The organism is Halomonas sp. B23F22_3 (genome assembly GCF_043496965.1).
GTDB lineage: Bacteria > Pseudomonadota > Gammaproteobacteria > Pseudomonadales > Halomonadaceae > Halomonas.
The window spans coordinates 20,201-37,643 of record NZ_JBIEKG010000002.1 but is presented as its reverse complement, the minus strand read 5'-3'; the positions used below and the strand labels follow the sequence as shown (position 1 = coordinate 37,643).

Here is a 17,443-nt window from a genome sequence, read left to right as displayed (position 1 = left end):
GCCGGCGACGAAGAGGCTCACTACTCAAGGCTTACTGGGCGCCGGGCTCGAAGGCGACGAGGCTCTCCATGCCGGCCTCGATCACCGCGCGCTGGGCGCGTCCCACGGGCAGCCACTGGCGAATGGCGAAGTCGGCGCTCGCGAGCTTGGTGGCATAGAAGGGATCGTCGTTGCCGGCCTGGCGGGCGGCGGTGGCCGCCAGCGCCGAGCGTCCCATCTGCCAGGCGCAGAGCACGTGGCCGGCTAGGTTCAGGAAGGGCGTGGCGTAGGCCTGGACGGCGTCGGGGCCGCGTTCGGGATCGCAGCCCTGCTCCAGCAGCACGGCCAGCGCCGCGGTGAGATCGGCGGCGCCGGCGGCGAGCGACTCGCCGAGCGGCGCGAGGCCGGGCGCGGCACACAGCGCCCGGGCGGTGCCTTCCACCTCGTCGATCAGGGAGCCCAGCGCCCGGCCGCCGTCGCGCTGCAGCTTGCGCCCGGCCAGGTCCAGGGCCTGGATGCCGTTGGTGCCCTCGTAGATGGGCGCGATGCGCGCGTCACGCAGCAGCTGGGCGGCGCCGGTCTCCTCGATGAAGCCCATGCCGCCGTGCACCTGCACGCCGAGCGAGGCGATCTCCACCGCCTGGTCGGTGGAGAAGGCCTTGACCACCGGGATCAGCACCTCGGCCCGCGCCTGGGCGGCCTGGCGGTCGTCCTCGTCCTCGGCGTGGCGTGCCACGTCGAGCTGGGCGGCGCAGTAGAGGGCGAGCGCGCGCAGCGCATCGGTGCGGGCGCGCATGGAGAGCAGCATGCGCCGCACGTCCAGGTGGTCGCTGATGGCGCACTCGCCCCCGCCGCGGTGCGCCGGGCGCTTGCCCTGCACGCGGTCCATGGCATAGGCGAAGGCGTGCTGGCAGGCCCGTTCGGCCACGCCGATGCCCTGCACGCCCACCTTGTGGCGCGCCTCGTTCATCATGGTGAACATGTGGTTGAGGCCGCGCCCCTGCTCGCCCACCAGGTAGCCGATGGCGCCGGCATTCTCGCCGAAGCTCAGGGTGCAGGTCGGCGAGCCGTGGATGCCCAGCTTGTGCTCGATGGAGGCGCAGGTGACGTCGTTGCGCTCGCCGAGCGAGCCGTCGTCGTTGACCAGGAACTTGGGCACCAGGAACAGCGAGATCCCCCGATTGCCCTCGGGGGCGTCCGGCGTGCGCGCCAGCACCAGGTGCAGGATGTTCTCGGCGGCGTCGTGCTCACCCCAGGTGATGTAGATCTTCTGGCCACTGAGCCGGTAGTAGTCGCCCTCCCCCTCGGGGCACGGCACCGCCCGGGTGCGCACCTTGGAGAGATCGGAGCCGGCCTGGGGCTCGGTGAGGTTCATGGTGCCGGCCCAGGTGCCCTCGACGAGCTTCGGCAGATAGGTGGCCTGCTGCTCCTCGCTGCCGTGGTGGGCCAGCGCCTCGATGGCTCCGGCGGTAAGCATCGGGCAGAGCCCGAGGGCCATGTTGGCGCCGTGGAGAATCTCCTGCACCGCACTGGCCACCACCTCGGGCAGGCCCTGCCCACCCCGCGCCTCGGACACGCCGATGCCGTTCCAGCCGCCCTCGGCGTAGGCGCGATAGGCCTCGATGAAGCCGTCGGGCACGCTGACCGAGCCGTCCTGGCGGCGCGTGCAGCCCTGGCGGTCGCCGCTGGCATTGAGCGGGGCCCAGACGTCTCCGGCGAGTTTTGCCGCCTCCTCGAGCACCGCCTCGACGAGATCGGGGCTGGCCTCCTCGAAGCCGGGCAGGGCCAGGGAGCCGTGCTCGAGCAGTTCCTCCAGCACGAAGCGGAAGTCGCGGACGGGGGCGGCATAGGGGGTCATGGAGCACCTCTGGGAAAAATGATAGCAACGATAGTAGATTCCCTACTTTTCGTTGGCCATTAGCCCAAGGTCTCAACATTGCACGGTGTCAACGTCAGGCAGAACCCATCGCCGTTGATGCGTTGATAGCCGGCGCTTCCGACATCACCGCAATGACCTCAGCATCGCTCTCCCCCTCCGCCAGGTAGATATGTCCGATTGCACTGTTGAAATACGCCGTTTCCCGCTCCTTCAGGCGGATCTGTTCGCCATTTTCGAAGAGGATCCGGATACGGCCCGAAAGCACCACCGTGAACTCCTGCCCCGGATGCCGGATGTAGTCATCGAACTCGCCAATATCGCGAGCCATGATCCTCGCATAGAGCGGACTCATGCTGCGCCGGGGGAAGTCGCCCGCCAGCGGGTGGTATTCATAGCTTCCCGTTCCATACCCCATGGTATCGGTGATGCGGGTGCTGACCACCGTAGGCTGAGTCGTGCCGTCGGAGGCCTCCCCCGGGGTGAACAGCTGAGGCAGGTCGATATTCAGGATGCGAGCCGCCGCGGCGAGCTTGTCGTAGCTCACTGCAGCTTGCCCGAGCTCCATCTTGGAGAGCGTCGAAAGCGCAACACCGCAGCGCTCCGATAGCTGCTTGAGGGTCAGTCTCTGCAGTTTGCGGCTGGCACGCAGGCGAGCGCCTACCAAGGCTCTGTCAATCAAGGGCTGCGGGGGCTGAGGTGAGGAGGACATGGTCATAGAGGCGTTGCGCAAGACCTGGCTGGATTAGACCGACAGTTTAGCCTGAGAGTCGCTTGACTTTACAGTTCTCATATCTGACATTCTCTTATAAGAGAATTTCCCGGCTATCGTTATCCTTCGATCGGGCCCCTGCGAAAACCTTGGTGCCAAGCCCACTCGCCGGCATCCCCACCCAATCAAGCAACCGACAAGACACAAGAGAGAAAACAAGATGAACGACCACATCGAGCGCTACCCGAGCGCACTGCCGTTTCCCTTCTCCCGGGCTATCCGAGTCGGCGGCTTCCTGCTGCTCTCAGGCCAGGTGCCCATGACACCCTCGGGAGAGGTTGTCCGCGGCACGATTCAGGAGCAGACCGAAGCCGTCATGACGCGTATCGAAGAGACTCTGAAGCACTGCGGCACGGACTTCTCCCGGGTGGTCAAGGCAACGGTCTGGCTCTCCGACATTACACACTTCGCCGGCTTCAATGAGGTCTACAAGCGCTACTTCGAGGCGGGTCTGCCAGTCCGCTCAACGGTCACGGCCGGACTGGCACTGGGGGTCGATGTGGAAGTCGAGGTACAGGCCTGGGTGGGCGATGCCTGAGCGGCGGTACTCAATCCAGAAAACAACAAGCACAAATATAGGAGTCACGGGCCATGAGAGATGCTTTCAAAATTGCGGGAGCCTTCGTCGGTGTGCTGGTAGGGGCAGGGTTTGCCTCCGGACGCGAAATCCTGGTGTTCTTCGTCAACTTCGGACTATGGGGACTGCTGGGCACCCTGTTGAGCGCGGCGGTCTTCGTCTTCCTGGGCATGGCATTGGCCGGCATGGGGAGTCGCTTGCAGGCAAAGTCCCACAAGGAGGTGGTGCATGCCGTTTGCGGCCCCAAGCTGGGGGTATTGGTGGATGGACTGATCACCTTCTTCATGTTCGCGGTGACCGTCGTGATGCTAGCTGGCGCGGGAGCCCTGCTTGAGCAACAGTTCGAGATTCCAGCGGCACTGGGGAGTGCTCTGGTGACGCTGCTGGTGGTGGGCATGGTGTGCTTGGATATCCGGCGCGTGATCACCCTGATCGGTACCGTGACCCCTCTCCTGGTCATCGTCTCCGTCGGCGTAGCGACCTTTGCAGTGATGACCCGGGATGCGGACCTGGCCACGCTCGAGGGCGTCGCTGCGACCCAGACGGCGGGTGCCAGCCACTGGTGGCTAGGTGCCCTGCTCTACGTTTCCTACAACATTGTCGCCGGCATTCCCATTCTGGCCATCATGGGAGGTACGGCCCCCGATGAGCGGTCGGCCCGCTGGGGCGGAATACTCGGCGGTGTGATCCTGGGTGGCTTGATGCTGATCATCGCCCTGGGCCTGTTGTCACGGCTGGATAGCGTCGCCGGCCTGCCCATGCCCATGCTCTCTCTGGTCATGGAGATCTCTCCGCTGGTCGCAGTGCTGGTGGCCCTGGTGATCCTTGGCATGATCATCAGCACCGCTGTGGGCACGCTCTACTCCTTCTCCGCCCGCTTTCTCCCCGCGGGTACGCCGCGATTCCGGCAAGGCTCGTTGCTGATCGGCTTGGTGGCCTATGGTTGCAGCCTGCTCGGCTTTGTCAGCCTGGTGGGAACAGTCTATCCCTTCTTCGGCTATCTCGGCTTCTTCCTGATGGCGGCGATTCTTGTGGCCTGGATCCGCCAGCGTCAGGCCAAGTCCCAAGGCCTGGTGCGTTCATAACACGGCAGGAGGGAGTCACGATGTCACGTGAGATTATCGTACTCGGAGCCGGCATGGTCGGTGTCGCGGTAGCGTGGCACCTGCTAGAGCGGGGACACAGGGTAACCCTGGTGGATCGGCGTGAGGCGGGGCGTGAAACCTCCTTTGGCAATGCCGGCATCATCCAGCGGGAGGCCGTACGCCCTTATCCCTTTCCTCGCGACCTAGGGACATTGATGAGGGTGCTTCCCAACCGGCAGGTAGATATCCGCTATCGGGCGCTAGATGTGCTGCGATCCGCTGGCCCTTTGTGTCGCTATTGGCAGCAATCATCCCCACAGCGATACGCGGGTATCGTGCCTGACTACGCGGCCTTGATTTCTCACTCCCTCCAAGCCCATGCGTCGATGATCGAGGCCACGGGAGCCGAGCACCTGATTCGTCGTCAAGGGTACGTAAAGGCCTTTCGCACGGCCGCAGCGATGGAGACAGAGTGCAGGCTGGCCGATGAGGATGCGGCGCGATATGGCGTGACCTATCGCGCTCTGGATCCCAAGGCGCTCGCTGACCTGGAACCGCACCTGGCGCCAGGACTCGCCGGTGCGATCCACTGGACCCAGCCCTGGACAGCGACGGACCCCGGAGCTCTGGTGGCGGCCTATGCGGCTGATTTCCAAGCGCGAGGCGGTCACTTCTTGCAGGCGTCGATAGGCGGGATATCACGCCAGGGACCGCACTGGCGAGTCACTACGAACAGGGGCGACCTAGGTGCGGAGCGGGTGGTCCTGGCGCTAGGCCCCTGGTCGGTACGCTGGTTATCGAAGCTGGGCCTATCGATCCCTCTGATCACCAAACGTGGCTACCATATGCACTACGGCAGCCACGATGCCGCCCGACTGAATCACTGGGTACTGGATGCGGAATTGGGCTATCTCCTGGCCCCCATGCGGAGCGGCATCCGCCTGACAACCGGCGCCGAACTGTCGTCTCTCGACGCCCCGGCGCAAGGCCAGCAGCTGGCCGCCGCCGAAGCGGTGGCCCGCCAGCTCTTCCCCCTGGGCGAGCGACTCGATCTCATCCCTTGGCAAGGTGCTCGCCCGTGCACGACGGACATGAAGCCGGTCATCGGGCCGGCTCCCGGGCAGCCCGGACTGTGGCTCGCGTTCGGCCATGGTCACCAAGGCTTTACCCTGGGGCCCATCACCGGCCGGCTGCTCGGGCAGATGATGGATGGCGAGCCCCCCGATATCGAGATGGCGCCCTTCCGCTCCGATCGTTTCTGAAGGCCCCCGGAGCGGTCGCCTCACGCCCTGTTCAATGCCGGTGCTATCGATCCGGCATTCACTCCTCCAGGCCCGAAGCCTTCGGATCCTCGAGCGCCCCTGGCGCCCGTGAAGCATAGGCACGAGCCGGCTCGGCCGCTTCCTCATCCTCGTAGTAAACGATGCGCGGCTCGTCCGGTGGCGGCGGTCCCACCAGCGCCTCGGCCACTTCGACCTCGGCCACGGCGCCGGAGAGATCCTCCACGTGCTCGTGCTCCAGGGCGCCCTGCACCCACTCCTCGGTCACCGCGAGCTCGGCACCCGCCGAGGACATCGGGGTGGAGGCGGAGAACGGCGCCACCGGCACCGGCGCCGGGCGCACGCTGCGCCGCCAGCTGAAGAAGAGCACCAGGAACAGGCCCAGGCCGCCGAAGGACCAGAACAGGCCGGTATCGCCGAGCAGGCTCATCACCGGCGAGACCAGCGGCGGGCTCACCGCCGAGCCGATGGCATTGATCAGCAGCAGGCCCTGGCTCATGCGCACCAGGGCGCCGGCCGGGGCGCGGTCGGCGGCGTGGCCCACCGCCACCGGATAGAGCGAGAAGACGCCGCCGCCGAGCAGGAACAGCAGCACGGCCAGGATCCCCGTATTCATCGGCAGCCAGATCACCGCCGCGGAGATCAGGGTGCAGAAGGCGCCGATCAGGATCAGCACCAGCTGGCGGTCGTGACGGTCCGACCAGCGCCCGACCGGGTACTGCAGCAGCATGGCGCCGAGCACCATCACCGCCATCATCTGGCCGACCCGGTCGACCGACAGCCCGGTGCGCTGCAGGTAGAGCGGCAGCAGCGAGTAGGCGGCGGCCACCGCCAGCCCCGAGCCGAAGCTGCCCATCACCCCGGTGGGGGTCAGGGTGACCAGGCGCAGCGGCGAGAGCGGCTCGGCCTTCTCGATCAGCGGCGAGACCCGCGGGATCATCGCCATGGGCAGCACCGAGAGCGAGGCCAGCAGGCCGATCACCATGAACGAGGCCGGCCCGCCCATCGCCTCGGTGACGCCCAGCAGCAGCTGGCCGAGCACGCCGGCGGCGTAGAGCGCGATCATGTAGAGAGCCAGCAGGCGACCGCGCACCCGGGCATCGCCGGAGGCCAGCAGCCAGCTCTCGATGACCAGGTACACCCCCACCGTGGCCCAGCCGCCGATCAGGCGCAGCGCGAACCAGGCCCAGGGCGCGTCCACCAGGCCCTGCAGCAGCACGGTGACCGCCACCAGCGAGGCGAAGCTGCCGTAGGCGCGGATATGGCCGATGCGCAGCAGCAGCCGGTCGTTGAGCATGGCGCCCAGCGCCAGGCCGATGAAGTAGGCGGAGGAGACCCAGCCGATCACCACCGGCGACTCGCCGGCGGCGTCCAGGCGCAGGGTGATCACGGTGGCCAGGAAACCGTTGCCGATCCCCAGAATGAAGAGCCCCAGCAGGGGGGCCAGGGCCATGAGCAGCAGCTGCCGGGACATGGGCAAGAGTCTCGAGAAACGCGGAGTGGGAGAGGCGCCGCCGGGGCCGGCAGCAAGCATTAGCATGTGGAATATACGCTCGGCGCCGGGCGCCGCCAATCCCTTTATCGAGGCCAGATCGAGGCTTTTTCCTTATGATAACGACACGTTATCAAAAGTTGCTCGATCACCCCCGCTGCAGCAATACCACGTCGTCGGCGGGAAACTGCACCCGCAGATCGTGGCGCCGGGCGAACCAGGTGAAGGTCGCCTCGCTGAAGAAACAGACGTGGGTGGGATCGAGGATGTAGTGCCAGCCGATGAAGGCCTCGGGCTTGTTCAGATCTACCGACGAAAGGCGCGGACCGCGCGACTTAACATCCTCACTCTAGCGGTTTTGAAAAAGTAACTCTGATAGCAGGTGTTACGCGGATTCAGTCGGCACCTTTTTTATTTCAACTTCGACAAAAGCAAACGGCTCTTTGCCATCGTTGATGACGTTATGCTCCGTGCCCTCGACTCGCGTATAATAACCCCCTGCCTCGAGGATGACTTCCCGCTCTCCCTCGGGCGTTTCCAGTCGCATCCGGCCGTCGGTCAACGGAATGATCACATAATCATGCGCATGACGATGCCAGCCCGTTTCCGACCCGGGAGGAAAGTCCCAGCGGGTCACTATCACCTGACTATCGTCGGCTTGAAGTTGGCTCACGGCCTGCGCTCTCTGCATGGCAAGACTTGCCTCCTTTCTGTTAATGCTGAACGATTAACTACTTGCTTCGAATCACACAGCCGCCACTCACGTCTGGCGATCCCGAAGTTCGCTGGGGGAATAACCGAATCGCCTGCGAAACGCACGGCTGAACTGTGCCTGCTCCGAGAACCCCCAGCGGTAGGCCACCTCGCCGATATTGACTCCCAGGGGTAGCGACTCGAGCTCACGATGCGCGGCCTCCAGCCGCTGAGCGCGTATCCATTCGCCAACCGTATATCCTGAACCTGCAAAGAGCTTGTGTAAGTAGCGCAGGGAGATGCCGCAGTAATGGGCGGTGCGAGCGGGCGACAGCTCGGGATCGCCTAAGTTGGCCGAGATATAGCGCTCGATCCGCATCAAGTGGGCAGTCTTCAGATGCGACTGGTCGCTGTTGAGCACCCGTTCGTCCTGCTCCAGCACCATCGACAGCATGCTCAGGGCCTGCTCGAACAGGCGGCTTTGATCTTCCACGCTGCAGTCGTTCACATGCTGCGAGCAGATCTTCAGGAATTCCACGAAGGCACAGCCTATGCCCTCCTGGGCGGAGAAGCAGTGCTGTGAATAGCGTTCCGGACGCCGAATGCGGGACTTCATCGAACCCTCGGGCACCTTGAAGACCCACATGTCATTCGGCGTTGCATAGCCGAACCGATAAGGGGCATCGCCCTGCTCGACGATGAAGTGGCCCGGGGGGCAATTCAAGCTTCTTCCATGCTGGGAAAAAAACACCTTTGCCTGTAACGGGATCGTCACCAGAAACGAGGCCTGGCTATCCTCGGCAATCTGCGAGCACGATCGGGAATACTCAGCCCTGTCGGAGGTGAGTCGCGATAGGGAGTAGTCACTGCCCGCAGCCTTCCAGACCTTCAGCGACCCCTGGAAGGCGTCTTCCTTGTGGCCGCCGTAGTTGAGTGTCAATGGAAAGTAAGTGTCGGAAATGATCTGCGTCCAGCGATCCTTCGAGTTGGAGCTTAACCGTGTGTCGGGACTTGTGGCTCCACCAGCCCTTGTCGGCCTGGCGTATCCTGGCAACTCGGCGGTGCCTGGCATTGTCGTCGTTGTTTTCATGCCATTCCTCTCTCTGCTCACGCGCCATGTCTGCGCGTGTCGCAACGAAGACGAGACCCCGGAGACTCGGCCCGACCTGATCAGGCCAAGGTCCTACCGAAGTCTCGCCGTTCACCTTAGCGATCGTAATATCACGTCCAGTAACTGGATGAGCGCTTGGCCAGCGAGTCACGAGACTGTTGGGTGGACTTCTCCAGCAGCTCGCCGGTGCCCCAGTCCAGCACTACGCCGTAGCGACGAATCACATCCAGGGCATTCAGCTCGCCATCCCGATACTGCTTGGCGACGTCCTCGGGAGGTGCCTTCAACCACTCGCGCCGATTTGCCCGGATCCACTCCCGCGCCTTGGCCGTTCGCTCGACGTTGATCTCATAGTCATCGATATCAGGATCGTTGACGTGGATCACCACGCCGTAGTCGCACTCCGCGCGCTCGACGGACACATAGCCATCGATCACATCCTCCAGCACTGCTTCTGCCTCGCGCTCCAGCGGGTCACCGAAGCCACCGCCGCCCGCCGAGGGACGCGTAAAGGTATCACCGGAACGTACCGTCACGTTCGAGAAGGTGGCACCCAGGTATTTCTCATCAGGCGTTCCCTTGTTGATCCACACCCCGTGTGGCACGGAGGGCAGCCCACCATTCACCCCCCAGGTCACCGAACGACCGCGGTCACAGCAGTAGCTCATCACCGTCTTGTCGACCTGGGTCAGCTTACCCCCCTTCTCGACACCGCAGCCGCCGCGGAAACGGCCTGGCCCGGCCGAGTCCATGCTGATCTCGTGACACATCGTCAGCACGGGATTCAGCCTCTCCTGCCCTTCCACCGGCTGAACCGCCAGCCCGGTGCCGAACACCGGCGAGGTGGCCGACGAACCGTCCTTGGTCTGACGCCCGCCCCAGCCGCCGGCCATCCAGTCGTACCACATAAAGTAGTCGCCACTGCCAGTGCGCCCATCATTACCCCCGATCAGCAGATACTCCAGGTTGAAGGCACAGGCCATGGCACGCTCCGGCATGACCCCGCTCCACAGCTCGAAGATACCGTTCATGACCTTCTCGTAGGGGCCGGAACAGAAGCCGGTGACCGCATGAGGCCAGCCCGCATTCACCACGCTGCCCTCTGCACCGATATTGGCCGTTACCGCGCGATAGAACCCGGAGTTGAGCGGAACGTCGGGGAAGAAGGTCTTGGTACCCGCGTAGATGGCGGAGTGCGTTGTCCCGTAGCTGGAGTTGAGAAAGGTGGAGACGGCGGGCGCCGAACCCGACAGATCATAGTGAATGCCGTTGCCATCCAGCGTCAGCTTGATGCGAATCGGCACCATCCCCTCGCCCAGCGCAGGGTCGGCATCGATATAGTCGACCGTCTCCCACTCGCCCTTGGGCATTCCCGCCAGGCTCTTGAGCACGACCCTCTCGACATAGTCCTGGGTCTCCTGCATGGCCGCCACGACGGTGGCCTTGGAGTACTTGTCGACCAGGCGCAGGACCTCACGCTCACAGACCGCCGTGGCCTCTGCCTGGGCCTGCAGGTCCCCTAGGGCCTGAGCCGGGGCGCGGGTGTTGGAGACCAGCAGCTGGGCGACATCGTGCAGGAAGACGCCTTCCCGCCAGACACGTACCGGCGTGATGCGAAGCCCCTCGCTGAAGTGGGTGCTGGCGTTGACGTCGAAGGAGCCCGGCACACTGCCGCCGATATCCGCCCAGTGTCCCTTGTTCTGGGCAAAGCCGATGATCTCCCCTTCGGAAAAGATTGGCCGAATGAAGCTGACGTCGTTGAGGTGCGTGCCGCCACGATAGGGATCGTTGATGGCAAAGACATCACCGGGGTGAATATCGCCTGCAAACTCCTCGAGCACCGCCTTGCACTGGAAGTGCAGGGTGCCGACGTGTACCGCGATGTCGCCGCTTCCCTGCATGACCGTATTGCCCTGGGCATCGCACAGTGCGGAGGAGAAGTCGCGCGAATAGATGACGAACGAGTAGCAGGTACGCAGGATCTGCTCGCTCATCAGGTCGACGCTCGTGGCGAAAGCGTTCTTGAGGACTTCGAATGTGACCGGATCGAGAGCGTTATCCTTGTTGGTGTGTGCCATGCTCATGCTTCTTCTCCCGACTGAATCAGTTGAATGCGAATATTCTTCCACTCATCGATCGACGCCACCGTATCGGGCGGTACCACGGTGGTGGAGTCCAGCTGGTCGATAATGGCGGGGCCGGAGAACTCGAACCCTACCGGCAGGGTTGCCCGGTCGTAGACCGGCGTCTGGTGCCACTGCCCCTCGAAGTACACCTCACGATGCGCCTGCGGCTCTGCCTGAGCACCAGGCTGCCGCTCGCTGCGCGCAAACGCCGGCTTGGGCGTCTTGCCCACGGCACGCAGGTGAAGCTGGTAGATCTCGACGGGGAGCGCATTCTGACGGAAGGAGAACTGCCGCTCATGCTCCTGATGGAACCTCTCGATGGCTTCCTCGAGTGATGCGTCGCCGCTGCCCATCGCCACCTGCAGGGAGCGCCACTGACCCTGATAGCGCATGGAGATGCCACGTTGCAGGACTACATCGGCATCGGCGACGCCTTCATGGCGCAGCCGGACCACCGCTTCGTCCTCCAGCGACCGGAACTGGCGGTCGAGGTCTTCCAGGTCGGCACTTTCCGCCGCCGCGGTGTACATCATCGAGAGATCGTGCTGGATATCCACCAGCAGACACCCCATCGCCGAGGTCACCCCGGGGTTGGGGGGCACGATCACCGCCGGGATACCCAGCTCCTTGGCCACCTCGGCACCGTGCAGGGCACCGGCACCACCAAAGGCGATCAGGGCGAAGTCACGCGGGTCAAGGCCACGGCGGATCGACACCAGCCGCACCGCATCGGCCATGTTGGCATTCGCCACCTTGATGACCGCCTGCGCCGCCTCGGCCGTATCCAGTGACAGCGGCTGGCCGACACGCTCTTCGATGACCTGGGTCGCCTTGTCCCGGTTCAGCTCTAGCGCGCCGCCGGCAAGAACGGTCCCCAGACGATTCAGCGTCAGGTTGGCGTCCGTATTGGTAGGCTCCGTGCCGCCGCGCTCGTAGCAGGCCGGACCGGGATCGGCACCGGCGGACTGCGGCCCATTGCGCAAGGCGCCGGCGATGTCGATATGTGCCAGGGAGCCGCCGCCGGCACCGACAGTCAGCACCTCGATGCTCGGGAACACGATGGGGTGGCCATACTCCACTCCCCACTGCTTTGTCACGCGCAGCTCACCATCATGTATCAGTGAGATATCGGTCGAGGTGCCCCCCATGTCCAGCCCGACAGCATTCTGATAACCGCACTGCTCGGCGATATGCTGGGCGGCGATCGCCCCCGCGGCGATGCCGGATGCCGCCAGACGGACCGGGAAGTGCTTCGCCATGGCCGGAGTCATCGAGCCGCCACCGGAGTGCAGCAGCAGCAGGTCGTTGTCGTAGCCACCCGCACTCAACTCATCGTCGAGTTGCTTGACGTAGTCAGACACCAGCGGGCCCAGCACCGTATTCGCCACCGCGGTATTGAAGCGGTCATGCTCGAATATCTCGGGCAGGATGTCCGATGACGTCGAGACGCTGGCCTCGGGAATCTCCTCCTCGAGGATCTCGCGCATGCGCTTCTCGTTCCCGGCGTTGGCATAGGAGTTGATGAAGCACACCGCTACCGTGGTGGCGCCCCGCCGCTTGAGCTTGCGGGCCAGGATTCGGGCCTCCTCCTCATCCAGCGGGGTCACCACCTCACCGGCATAGTCGACGCGCTCGGTCACCTCGAAACGATCGCGGCGGCGGATGTAGGGCCCACTCACGTCCTCGTAGGCATCCCAGAGGTTGTCCTTGGTGCCGTCGCGAATCTCGATCACATCGCGAAAGCCCTTGGTGGTGACCAGTGCCGCCTTGGGAAAGCGACGGGTGATCAGCGCATTGGTGGCAACGGTGGTGCCATGGAAGAACAGGTCCACGTCCGAGAGATCGATCTCACCACGCCGGACCCCATCGATCACGGCCTGTTTGGGGTTACTTGGCGTGGAGGGAACCTTGGTGACGCGGAATTCCTGAGTATCCTCATGATAGATACAGACATCGGTAAAGGTTCCGCCGGCATCTACGGCGACTCTCAACTTTGACATAGTGATTCCTCTATTGTTTTTAAAGCTACTGTTTTAACGACCTTCATTGTTGCGATTATTTTTATTATTGGTTATTTATCTAACTTGCATCGCGGCGAAACGAGCGACTACCTCGGGTCAAGTTTCTGTAGTCAGGTGATGAACCGTCTCGGCTGACTCAATCCTGGAAGATTCAGCCGCGACCGATTTTGTTGCTACTTGAGGCTGGCGACGTACCACTCCGCCTTGGCGACACGCAGGCCCAGCGCATAGGTTACGTAGGCGCACAGGAAGGTGGCCGGCGCAGAGAACCCCGATACGGAAGGAAGTTGCATGATCACGATGCCGAGCAACGCGGCTCCGCACCATGCCATCAGTCCACAGGGGTTGAAGGCAGGGATATAGGCGTTGTCCAGTTCCACATGGCCATTGAAGCGGTCCTGGTAGGTTCGGGACAGAATGTGCGCCAGCGCGACTCCCACCCAAGCCACCACGAAGACTCCCTGATAGGCCAGGGCCTGAAGAATGTAGGAGAAGACATCCGCCATCATCAACACATAAGCGATCACGCCTATCATGCAGCCCGCCAGCACCTTGGACAGGCGAATCCCCGTCACCTTGCGAACAAAGGATTCGAAGTTGACGGTCGCGAGATAGAAGTTGGCCGTGTTGATACGGCTCTGAGTCACCCAGACCAGCAGCAGTCCCCCAACTCCCATCAGCTCAAGAAGACCCAGGACGATGGAGGCCTCGGACAGTCCATCCGTGGGGATCATTGAGTCGAGAAGGATGCCGACAACACCACTGAACAGGAAGGTCACAGCATAGAAGGGAACCCCGAAGGTGATGCGGGCATGAAACCCCGAGTCCTTCTTGCGCCCAAAGCGCGCATAGTCGAAGGTGAACATCATCAGCACCCAGACGCCCATGTAGTAGGCAAAGGTATGCAGCCAGCCCCAGGGGGAAGCACCGCCTTCCGGCACGCGGGTCAACCAGCCCGACGGATAACCGAACTCAGCCACTGCCATGCCAACCGCAACCAGCATGCCGATCACATAGACTGGCAACAGAACGCCATTAAACTTATCCAGCCAGTGTTGCACGCTACCGAATATCAAGGCGACACCGAATATAACCACGATCGCCGTGGCCAACGGCATGGAGAGGTTTCCACTCCACTCTGAAAGCACCAGCGCCATGACATAGCCTTCAAATACCGCGTAGTAGAGAGCCGTCGCGAAGAATATCAGCGTAGCTACGACGGCACCGAAGTGGCCGAAAAGAACCTTCGAGAAAAGAGCAACCGTCAACCCCGTCTTCATGGAGTAACGACTGATAATTCCATTAATCAGGCCATAGGCGATCACCGTCAAGGTAATGCCCAGCAAGGCGTTGGCAGTTCCATAAGTGCGCGCCATGGCGGCCGCCACCACCATATAGAAGATCGCGCTACATACCGCCCACCAGGCCATCATCAAATTGACACGTGGCATCCTGCCTTCTTCCGGCACGGGGCGTTCAGAAAAATCGAGGTCTTTAGCCTCACTATTAGTGGTTGCTTTCATCGCTTTCTCCATTGTTATTATATACCCTTATTTATGCATCCTTAGATAGCATAAAACTCACATAGGGAGTGGTTAATGGAATACCGAGCAAGGCCATGTCGAGTGCGCAGCTATTATTTTTGAACTGCCTCCGCGCTCACGTAACTGACCGGCACCCACACACCTTAGGCAGAAAGCCCCGAGAAGCGTTTGTCGTAGGATGCACTGTCGATTGGCATGGCGTGCACAGCACCCGTCGCAGGCCAGGGAACGACGAGCAAGCCATGTTGGACAAGCTAATAATTAGCTAGTAAATAAAACATCAAACTTTATTAGCGTTAACTATTTAACTGCGTCACGAGTAACGCCTGGACCGCCACTAAATGTCACCCCCGCTGCAGCAATACCACGTCGTCGGCGGGAAACTGCACCCGCAGATCATGGCGACGGGCGAACCAAGTGAAGGTCGCCTCACTGAAGAAGCAGACGTGGGTGGGATCGAGGATGTAGTGCCAACCGGCGAAGGCCTCGGGGCTCGTGACGCGCTTGGTCATCAGCCCTAGCCAGCCGCAAGGTTCGAGCCGGTCGACCAGCCGGTCGAGTTCCTCGCCGGGAGCGAAGAGGTGCTCCACCACCTCGGTGGCCGTGATGAACGCATAGCGACGCTCGAGGACCGAGGCATCCGGTGCATAGAAGGGGTCATAGATGGCCGTGGGGTGGCCTGCCTCCTCGAACATCACCGAGAGGGTCGGCCCCGGCCCCGCGCCAAAGTCGAGCCCGGGCGCGCCGGGGGCGAGCCTCTCGCGCAGCGGGTCATATATCCGCGAGAGGAAGCGCCGATAGCCGGGATCGTCGGGGGAGTTCTCATGCTGGTCGTAGACCGCTCGCTCCGCCTCGGGGCCGAGGCGCTGGGCCGGCGGCACGAAGACCAGCGCGCAGCGCCCGCAGCGCTGATAGTCGCGCTTGGCGTCGCGATGAAAGGGCGCGGTATCGACCGACGCGCATAGCGGACAGATCAGCATCATCGTATTCTCTTGCCAGGCCATCATTCCGAGGAGACATGCATGCTGTCAGGTCTGGACCACCTGGTCATCACCGTGACCGACATTTCCCGCGCCGTGGACTTCTACTCCCGCGTCCTCGGGCTCGAGGTCCGCTACCGCGACCGTGAACGCGTCGACCTGATGCTGGGCGACATGGCCCTGCGCCTGCACTGGACCGCCACCGACATCACCCCCCGCGCCGCCACGCCGACGCCCGGCAGCCTGGATCTCTGCGTGCGCAGCTTGCTGCCGCTGGACGAGGTGCAGCGCCACCTGGAGGCGCTGGACGTGGAGGTGGAGCTCGGCCCGGTGCCGCGCCAGGGCGCCACGGGCGAGCTCAGCTCGCTCTACCTGCGCGACCCCGACGGCAACCTCATCGAGATCAGCCGCCCCGTGAAGCCCCAGCCCGCCGCAGGGCACTGACGGCCCCTCGGGCACGCTCGGCCTGGTGTCATTGTTCACCTCGGTCGGTATCATTGGCGCCAGCGAAGCCACCATCAGGGACGAGCCATGAACGACAACCTGCACCGAGATGACGACCGGGCCGTCGCCGAACAGGGCAGCACCCCCGACACGACCATTCCCATTGTGGTGTACGTGCTGCACCTGGCGGGCATGGTCACCGGCGGGCTGACCTCGCTGGTGGCCGTGGTGATTGCCTACGTCTACCGCGGCAACGGGCCGGCCTGGCTCGACGAGCACTACCGCTACCAGATCCGCACCTTCTGGATGGCATTGCTCTACTTCGGCATCTCCGGCCTGCTCACCCTGGTACTGATCGGCTTTCTGACCTGGCTGGCCGCCGTGGTGTGGCTGGTGATCCGCTGCGTGAAGGGGCTCAAGGCGCTCAACGAGCGGCGCGCGCCGGACAACGTCGACACCTGGTGGGTGTGAGCCATGCGCGACGATGAACCCCGCGCGCCTGCCGGCCAGGCGCGCGCCATCGCCACCCTGTGGCGCGGCCTCGCCAATCGTCGCCTGACGACCCTGTGGCGGCTGGCCCGGATGATCGGCCCGCTGGTCGAGCGCTTCAGCCGCCGCGAGCGCACGGTCACCCGCATCAACCTGGCCGAGGCCTACCCCACGCGCAGCGACGCCGAGCGTGGGCGGCTGGCGCGACAGAGCCTGACCCACTCCACGGCGACCATGCTGGAGCTCGGCTTCGCCTGGATGGGCGACCCCGAGCGGGTCGAGGCGTCAATCGTCGAGGTGCACGGCCGCGAGCTCCTCGACGAGGCCCGGGCCGAGGGACGCGGCGTCATCGTGCTGGCGCCCCACTTCGGCAACTGGGAGGTGCTGAACTTCTGGCTCTCCGGCCACTTCCCCTTCACCGCCATGTACGAGCCGCCCAAGCTCGCCGCGCTGGATCCGATCATCCGCCGGGGCCGCGAACGCCGCGGCGCCAGCCTGGTGCCGACCAACCCCCGCGGCGTGGCCGCCCTGCTCAAGGCGCTCAAGCGCACGGAGGCGGTGGGCATCCTACCCGACCAGGTGCCGAGCTGGGGCAGCGGCGTCTTCGCGCCCTTCTTCGGCCGGCCCGCCTACACCGCCACCCTGCTGCCCAAGCTGGTAGCCCGCACCGAGGCGCGGGTCGTCACCGGCGTCGCCCTGCGCCTGCCCGGCCGGGGCTTCGCCCTGCACTTCCTGGCCGCCGACGAGCGGGTCTACGATCCCGACGAGACCATCTCGGCCACCGGGGTCAACGCCTGCGTGGAGTCGACCATCGCCCTGGACCCGGCCCAGTACCAATGGGAGTACAAGCGCTATCGCAAGACTCCCGAGGAGGCCGAGGGCAAACCCGGCTGGAAGCGCTTCCGGCTCTACTGAGGGCGGCCGTTGCCGTCCGACTCGAAGGTGGCCCATGCATCCGACACGCCAGCGCCTTC

General features: G+C 63.8%; 16 protein-coding genes. 7 read left to right on the top strand and 9 right to left on the bottom strand.

The window, feature by feature from the left end; genetic code table 11:
* Positions 1-31 precede the first annotated feature (31 nt).
* Together ACGTNG_RS03830 and ACGTNG_RS03825 are read right to left on the bottom strand one after the other, a co-directional pair.
* The gene (locus ACGTNG_RS03830) at positions 32-1,837 is read right to left on the bottom strand and encodes an acyl-CoA dehydrogenase (RefSeq protein ID WP_394575601.1); all 1,806 of its coding nucleotides are present in this window, start codon (positions 1,835-1,837) and stop codon (positions 32-34) included.
* 94 nt (positions 1,838-1,931) lie between these two features.
* On the bottom strand, positions 1,932-2,522 hold the full coding sequence (locus ACGTNG_RS03825) for a helix-turn-helix domain-containing protein (RefSeq protein ID WP_394575600.1): 591 nt from the start codon (positions 2,520-2,522) through the stop codon (positions 1,932-1,934).
* Between the two features lie 265 nt (positions 2,523-2,787).
* Between ACGTNG_RS03825 and ACGTNG_RS03820 the strand changes: the two genes are divergently transcribed.
* Genes ACGTNG_RS03820 through ACGTNG_RS03810 form a run of 3 tightly spaced genes read left to right on the top strand, consistent with a single transcriptional unit; the run spans position 2,788 to position 5,551 of the window.
* On the top strand, positions 2,788-3,165 hold the full coding sequence (locus ACGTNG_RS03820; RefSeq protein ID WP_394575599.1) for a RidA family protein: 378 nt from the start codon (positions 2,788-2,790) through the stop codon (positions 3,163-3,165).
* 53 nt (positions 3,166-3,218) lie between these two features.
* Positions 3,219-4,289, top strand: coding sequence for a YkvI family membrane protein (locus ACGTNG_RS03815; protein WP_394575598.1), 1,071 nt, complete (start codon positions 3,219-3,221; stop codon positions 4,287-4,289).
* A 20-nt stretch (positions 4,290-4,309) separates the two neighbouring features.
* Complete coding sequence (locus ACGTNG_RS03810; protein WP_394575597.1) at positions 4,310-5,551, top strand: NAD(P)/FAD-dependent oxidoreductase; 1,242 nt, start codon at positions 4,310-4,312, stop codon at positions 5,549-5,551.
* Between the two features lie 58 nt (positions 5,552-5,609).
* Here ACGTNG_RS03810 and ACGTNG_RS03805 read toward each other — a convergent pair whose 3' ends face one another.
* Positions 5,610-7,043: an MFS transporter gene (locus ACGTNG_RS03805; RefSeq protein WP_394575596.1), complete on the bottom strand. Its 1,434-nt coding sequence runs from the start codon at positions 7,041-7,043 to the stop codon at positions 5,610-5,612.
* On the opposite strand from ACGTNG_RS03805, the gene ACGTNG_RS03800 reads away from it, so the two are divergent.
* Positions 7,021-7,431 (top strand): hypothetical protein, encoded by a 411-nt coding sequence (locus tag ACGTNG_RS03800; protein ID WP_394575595.1) that lies wholly within the window; start codon positions 7,021-7,023, stop codon positions 7,429-7,431. The genes ACGTNG_RS03805 and ACGTNG_RS03800 overlap by 23 nt on opposite strands.
* 15 nt (positions 7,432-7,446) lie before the next feature.
* Here ACGTNG_RS03800 and ACGTNG_RS03795 read toward each other — a convergent pair whose 3' ends face one another.
* The 6 genes from ACGTNG_RS03795 to ACGTNG_RS03770 form a co-directional block, all read right to left on the bottom strand.
* A complete protein-coding gene (locus tag ACGTNG_RS03795; protein WP_394575593.1) occupies positions 7,447-7,752 on the bottom strand; it encodes a cupin domain-containing protein in 306 nt (101 codons plus the stop codon).
* A gap of 69 nt (positions 7,753-7,821) precedes the next feature.
* Positions 7,822-8,844, bottom strand: coding sequence for a helix-turn-helix domain-containing protein (locus tag ACGTNG_RS03790; protein WP_394575592.1), 1,023 nt, complete (start codon positions 8,842-8,844; stop codon positions 7,822-7,824).
* Positions 8,845-8,975: 131 nt separating this feature from the next.
* Complete coding sequence (locus ACGTNG_RS03785; RefSeq protein WP_394575591.1) at positions 8,976-10,949, bottom strand: hydantoinase B/oxoprolinase family protein; 1,974 nt, start codon at positions 10,947-10,949, stop codon at positions 8,976-8,978.
* The gene (locus ACGTNG_RS03780; RefSeq protein WP_394575589.1) at positions 10,946-12,991 is read right to left on the bottom strand and encodes a hydantoinase/oxoprolinase family protein; all 2,046 of its coding nucleotides are present in this window, start codon (positions 12,989-12,991) and stop codon (positions 10,946-10,948) included. The genes ACGTNG_RS03785 and ACGTNG_RS03780 overlap by 4 nt, the downstream gene beginning before the upstream one ends.
* A 194-nt stretch (positions 12,992-13,185) precedes the next feature.
* Positions 13,186-14,535, bottom strand: a complete 1,350-nt coding sequence (locus tag ACGTNG_RS03775) for a purine-cytosine permease family protein (RefSeq protein ID WP_394575588.1) — start codon at positions 14,533-14,535, stop codon at positions 13,186-13,188.
* A gap of 365 nt (positions 14,536-14,900) precedes the next feature.
* Entirely contained in the window at positions 14,901-15,539 is a 639-nt protein-coding gene (locus ACGTNG_RS03770) for a class I SAM-dependent methyltransferase (RefSeq protein WP_394575587.1), read from the bottom strand.
* A gap of 39 nt (positions 15,540-15,578) precedes the next feature.
* Between ACGTNG_RS03770 and ACGTNG_RS03765 the strand changes: the two genes are divergently transcribed.
* From ACGTNG_RS03765 to ACGTNG_RS03755, 3 genes are all read left to right on the top strand, one after another.
* Complete coding sequence (locus tag ACGTNG_RS03765; RefSeq protein WP_394575586.1) at positions 15,579-15,980, top strand: VOC family protein; 402 nt, start codon at positions 15,579-15,581, stop codon at positions 15,978-15,980.
* 87 nt (positions 15,981-16,067) lie between these two features.
* A complete protein-coding gene (locus ACGTNG_RS03760; protein WP_394575585.1) occupies positions 16,068-16,451 on the top strand; it encodes a DUF4870 family protein in 384 nt (127 codons plus the stop codon).
* Positions 16,452-16,454: 3 nt separating this feature from the next.
* The gene (locus tag ACGTNG_RS03755) at positions 16,455-17,384 is read left to right on the top strand and encodes a lysophospholipid acyltransferase family protein (protein ID WP_394575584.1); all 930 of its coding nucleotides are present in this window, start codon (positions 16,455-16,457) and stop codon (positions 17,382-17,384) included.
* Positions 17,385-17,443 lie beyond the last annotated feature (59 nt).

Bases quoted from the DNA above. Each gene is read 5' to 3' on its own strand.
- ACGTNG_RS03830 (WP_394575601.1), bottom strand. From the start codon at position 1,837: ATGACCCCCTATGCCGCCCCCGTCCGCGACTTCCGCTTCGTGCTGGAG.
- ACGTNG_RS03820 (WP_394575599.1), top strand. From the start codon at position 2,788: ATGAACGACCACATCGAGCGCTACCCGAGCGCACTGCCGTTTCCCTTC.
- ACGTNG_RS03815 (WP_394575598.1), top strand. From the start codon at position 3,219: ATGAGAGATGCTTTCAAAATTGCGGGAGCCTTCGTCGGTGTGCTGGTA.
- ACGTNG_RS03810 (WP_394575597.1), top strand. From the start codon at position 4,310: ATGTCACGTGAGATTATCGTACTCGGAGCCGGCATGGTCGGTGTCGCG.
- ACGTNG_RS03800 (WP_394575595.1), top strand. From the start codon at position 7,021: ATGAGCAGCAGCTGCCGGGACATGGGCAAGAGTCTCGAGAAACGCGGA.
- ACGTNG_RS03805 (WP_394575596.1), bottom strand. From the start codon at position 7,043: ATGTCCCGGCAGCTGCTGCTCATGGCCCTGGCCCCCCTGCTGGGGCTC.
- ACGTNG_RS03795 (WP_394575593.1), bottom strand. From the start codon at position 7,752: ATGCAGAGAGCGCAGGCCGTGAGCCAACTTCAAGCCGACGATAGTCAG.
- ACGTNG_RS03790 (WP_394575592.1), bottom strand. From the start codon at position 8,844: ATGAAAACAACGACGACAATGCCAGGCACCGCCGAGTTGCCAGGATAC.
- ACGTNG_RS03785 (WP_394575591.1), bottom strand. From the start codon at position 10,949: ATGAGCATGGCACACACCAACAAGGATAACGCTCTCGATCCGGTCACA.
- ACGTNG_RS03780 (WP_394575589.1), bottom strand. From the start codon at position 12,991: ATGTCAAAGTTGAGAGTCGCCGTAGATGCCGGCGGAACCTTTACCGAT.
- ACGTNG_RS03775 (WP_394575588.1), bottom strand. From the start codon at position 14,535: ATGAAAGCAACCACTAATAGTGAGGCTAAAGACCTCGATTTTTCTGAA.
- ACGTNG_RS03770 (WP_394575587.1), bottom strand. From the start codon at position 15,539: ATGATGCTGATCTGTCCGCTATGCGCGTCGGTCGATACCGCGCCCTTT.
- ACGTNG_RS03765 (WP_394575586.1), top strand. From the start codon at position 15,579: ATGCTGTCAGGTCTGGACCACCTGGTCATCACCGTGACCGACATTTCC.
- ACGTNG_RS03760 (WP_394575585.1), top strand. From the start codon at position 16,068: ATGAACGACAACCTGCACCGAGATGACGACCGGGCCGTCGCCGAACAG.
- ACGTNG_RS03755 (WP_394575584.1), top strand. From the start codon at position 16,455: ATGCGCGACGATGAACCCCGCGCGCCTGCCGGCCAGGCGCGCGCCATC.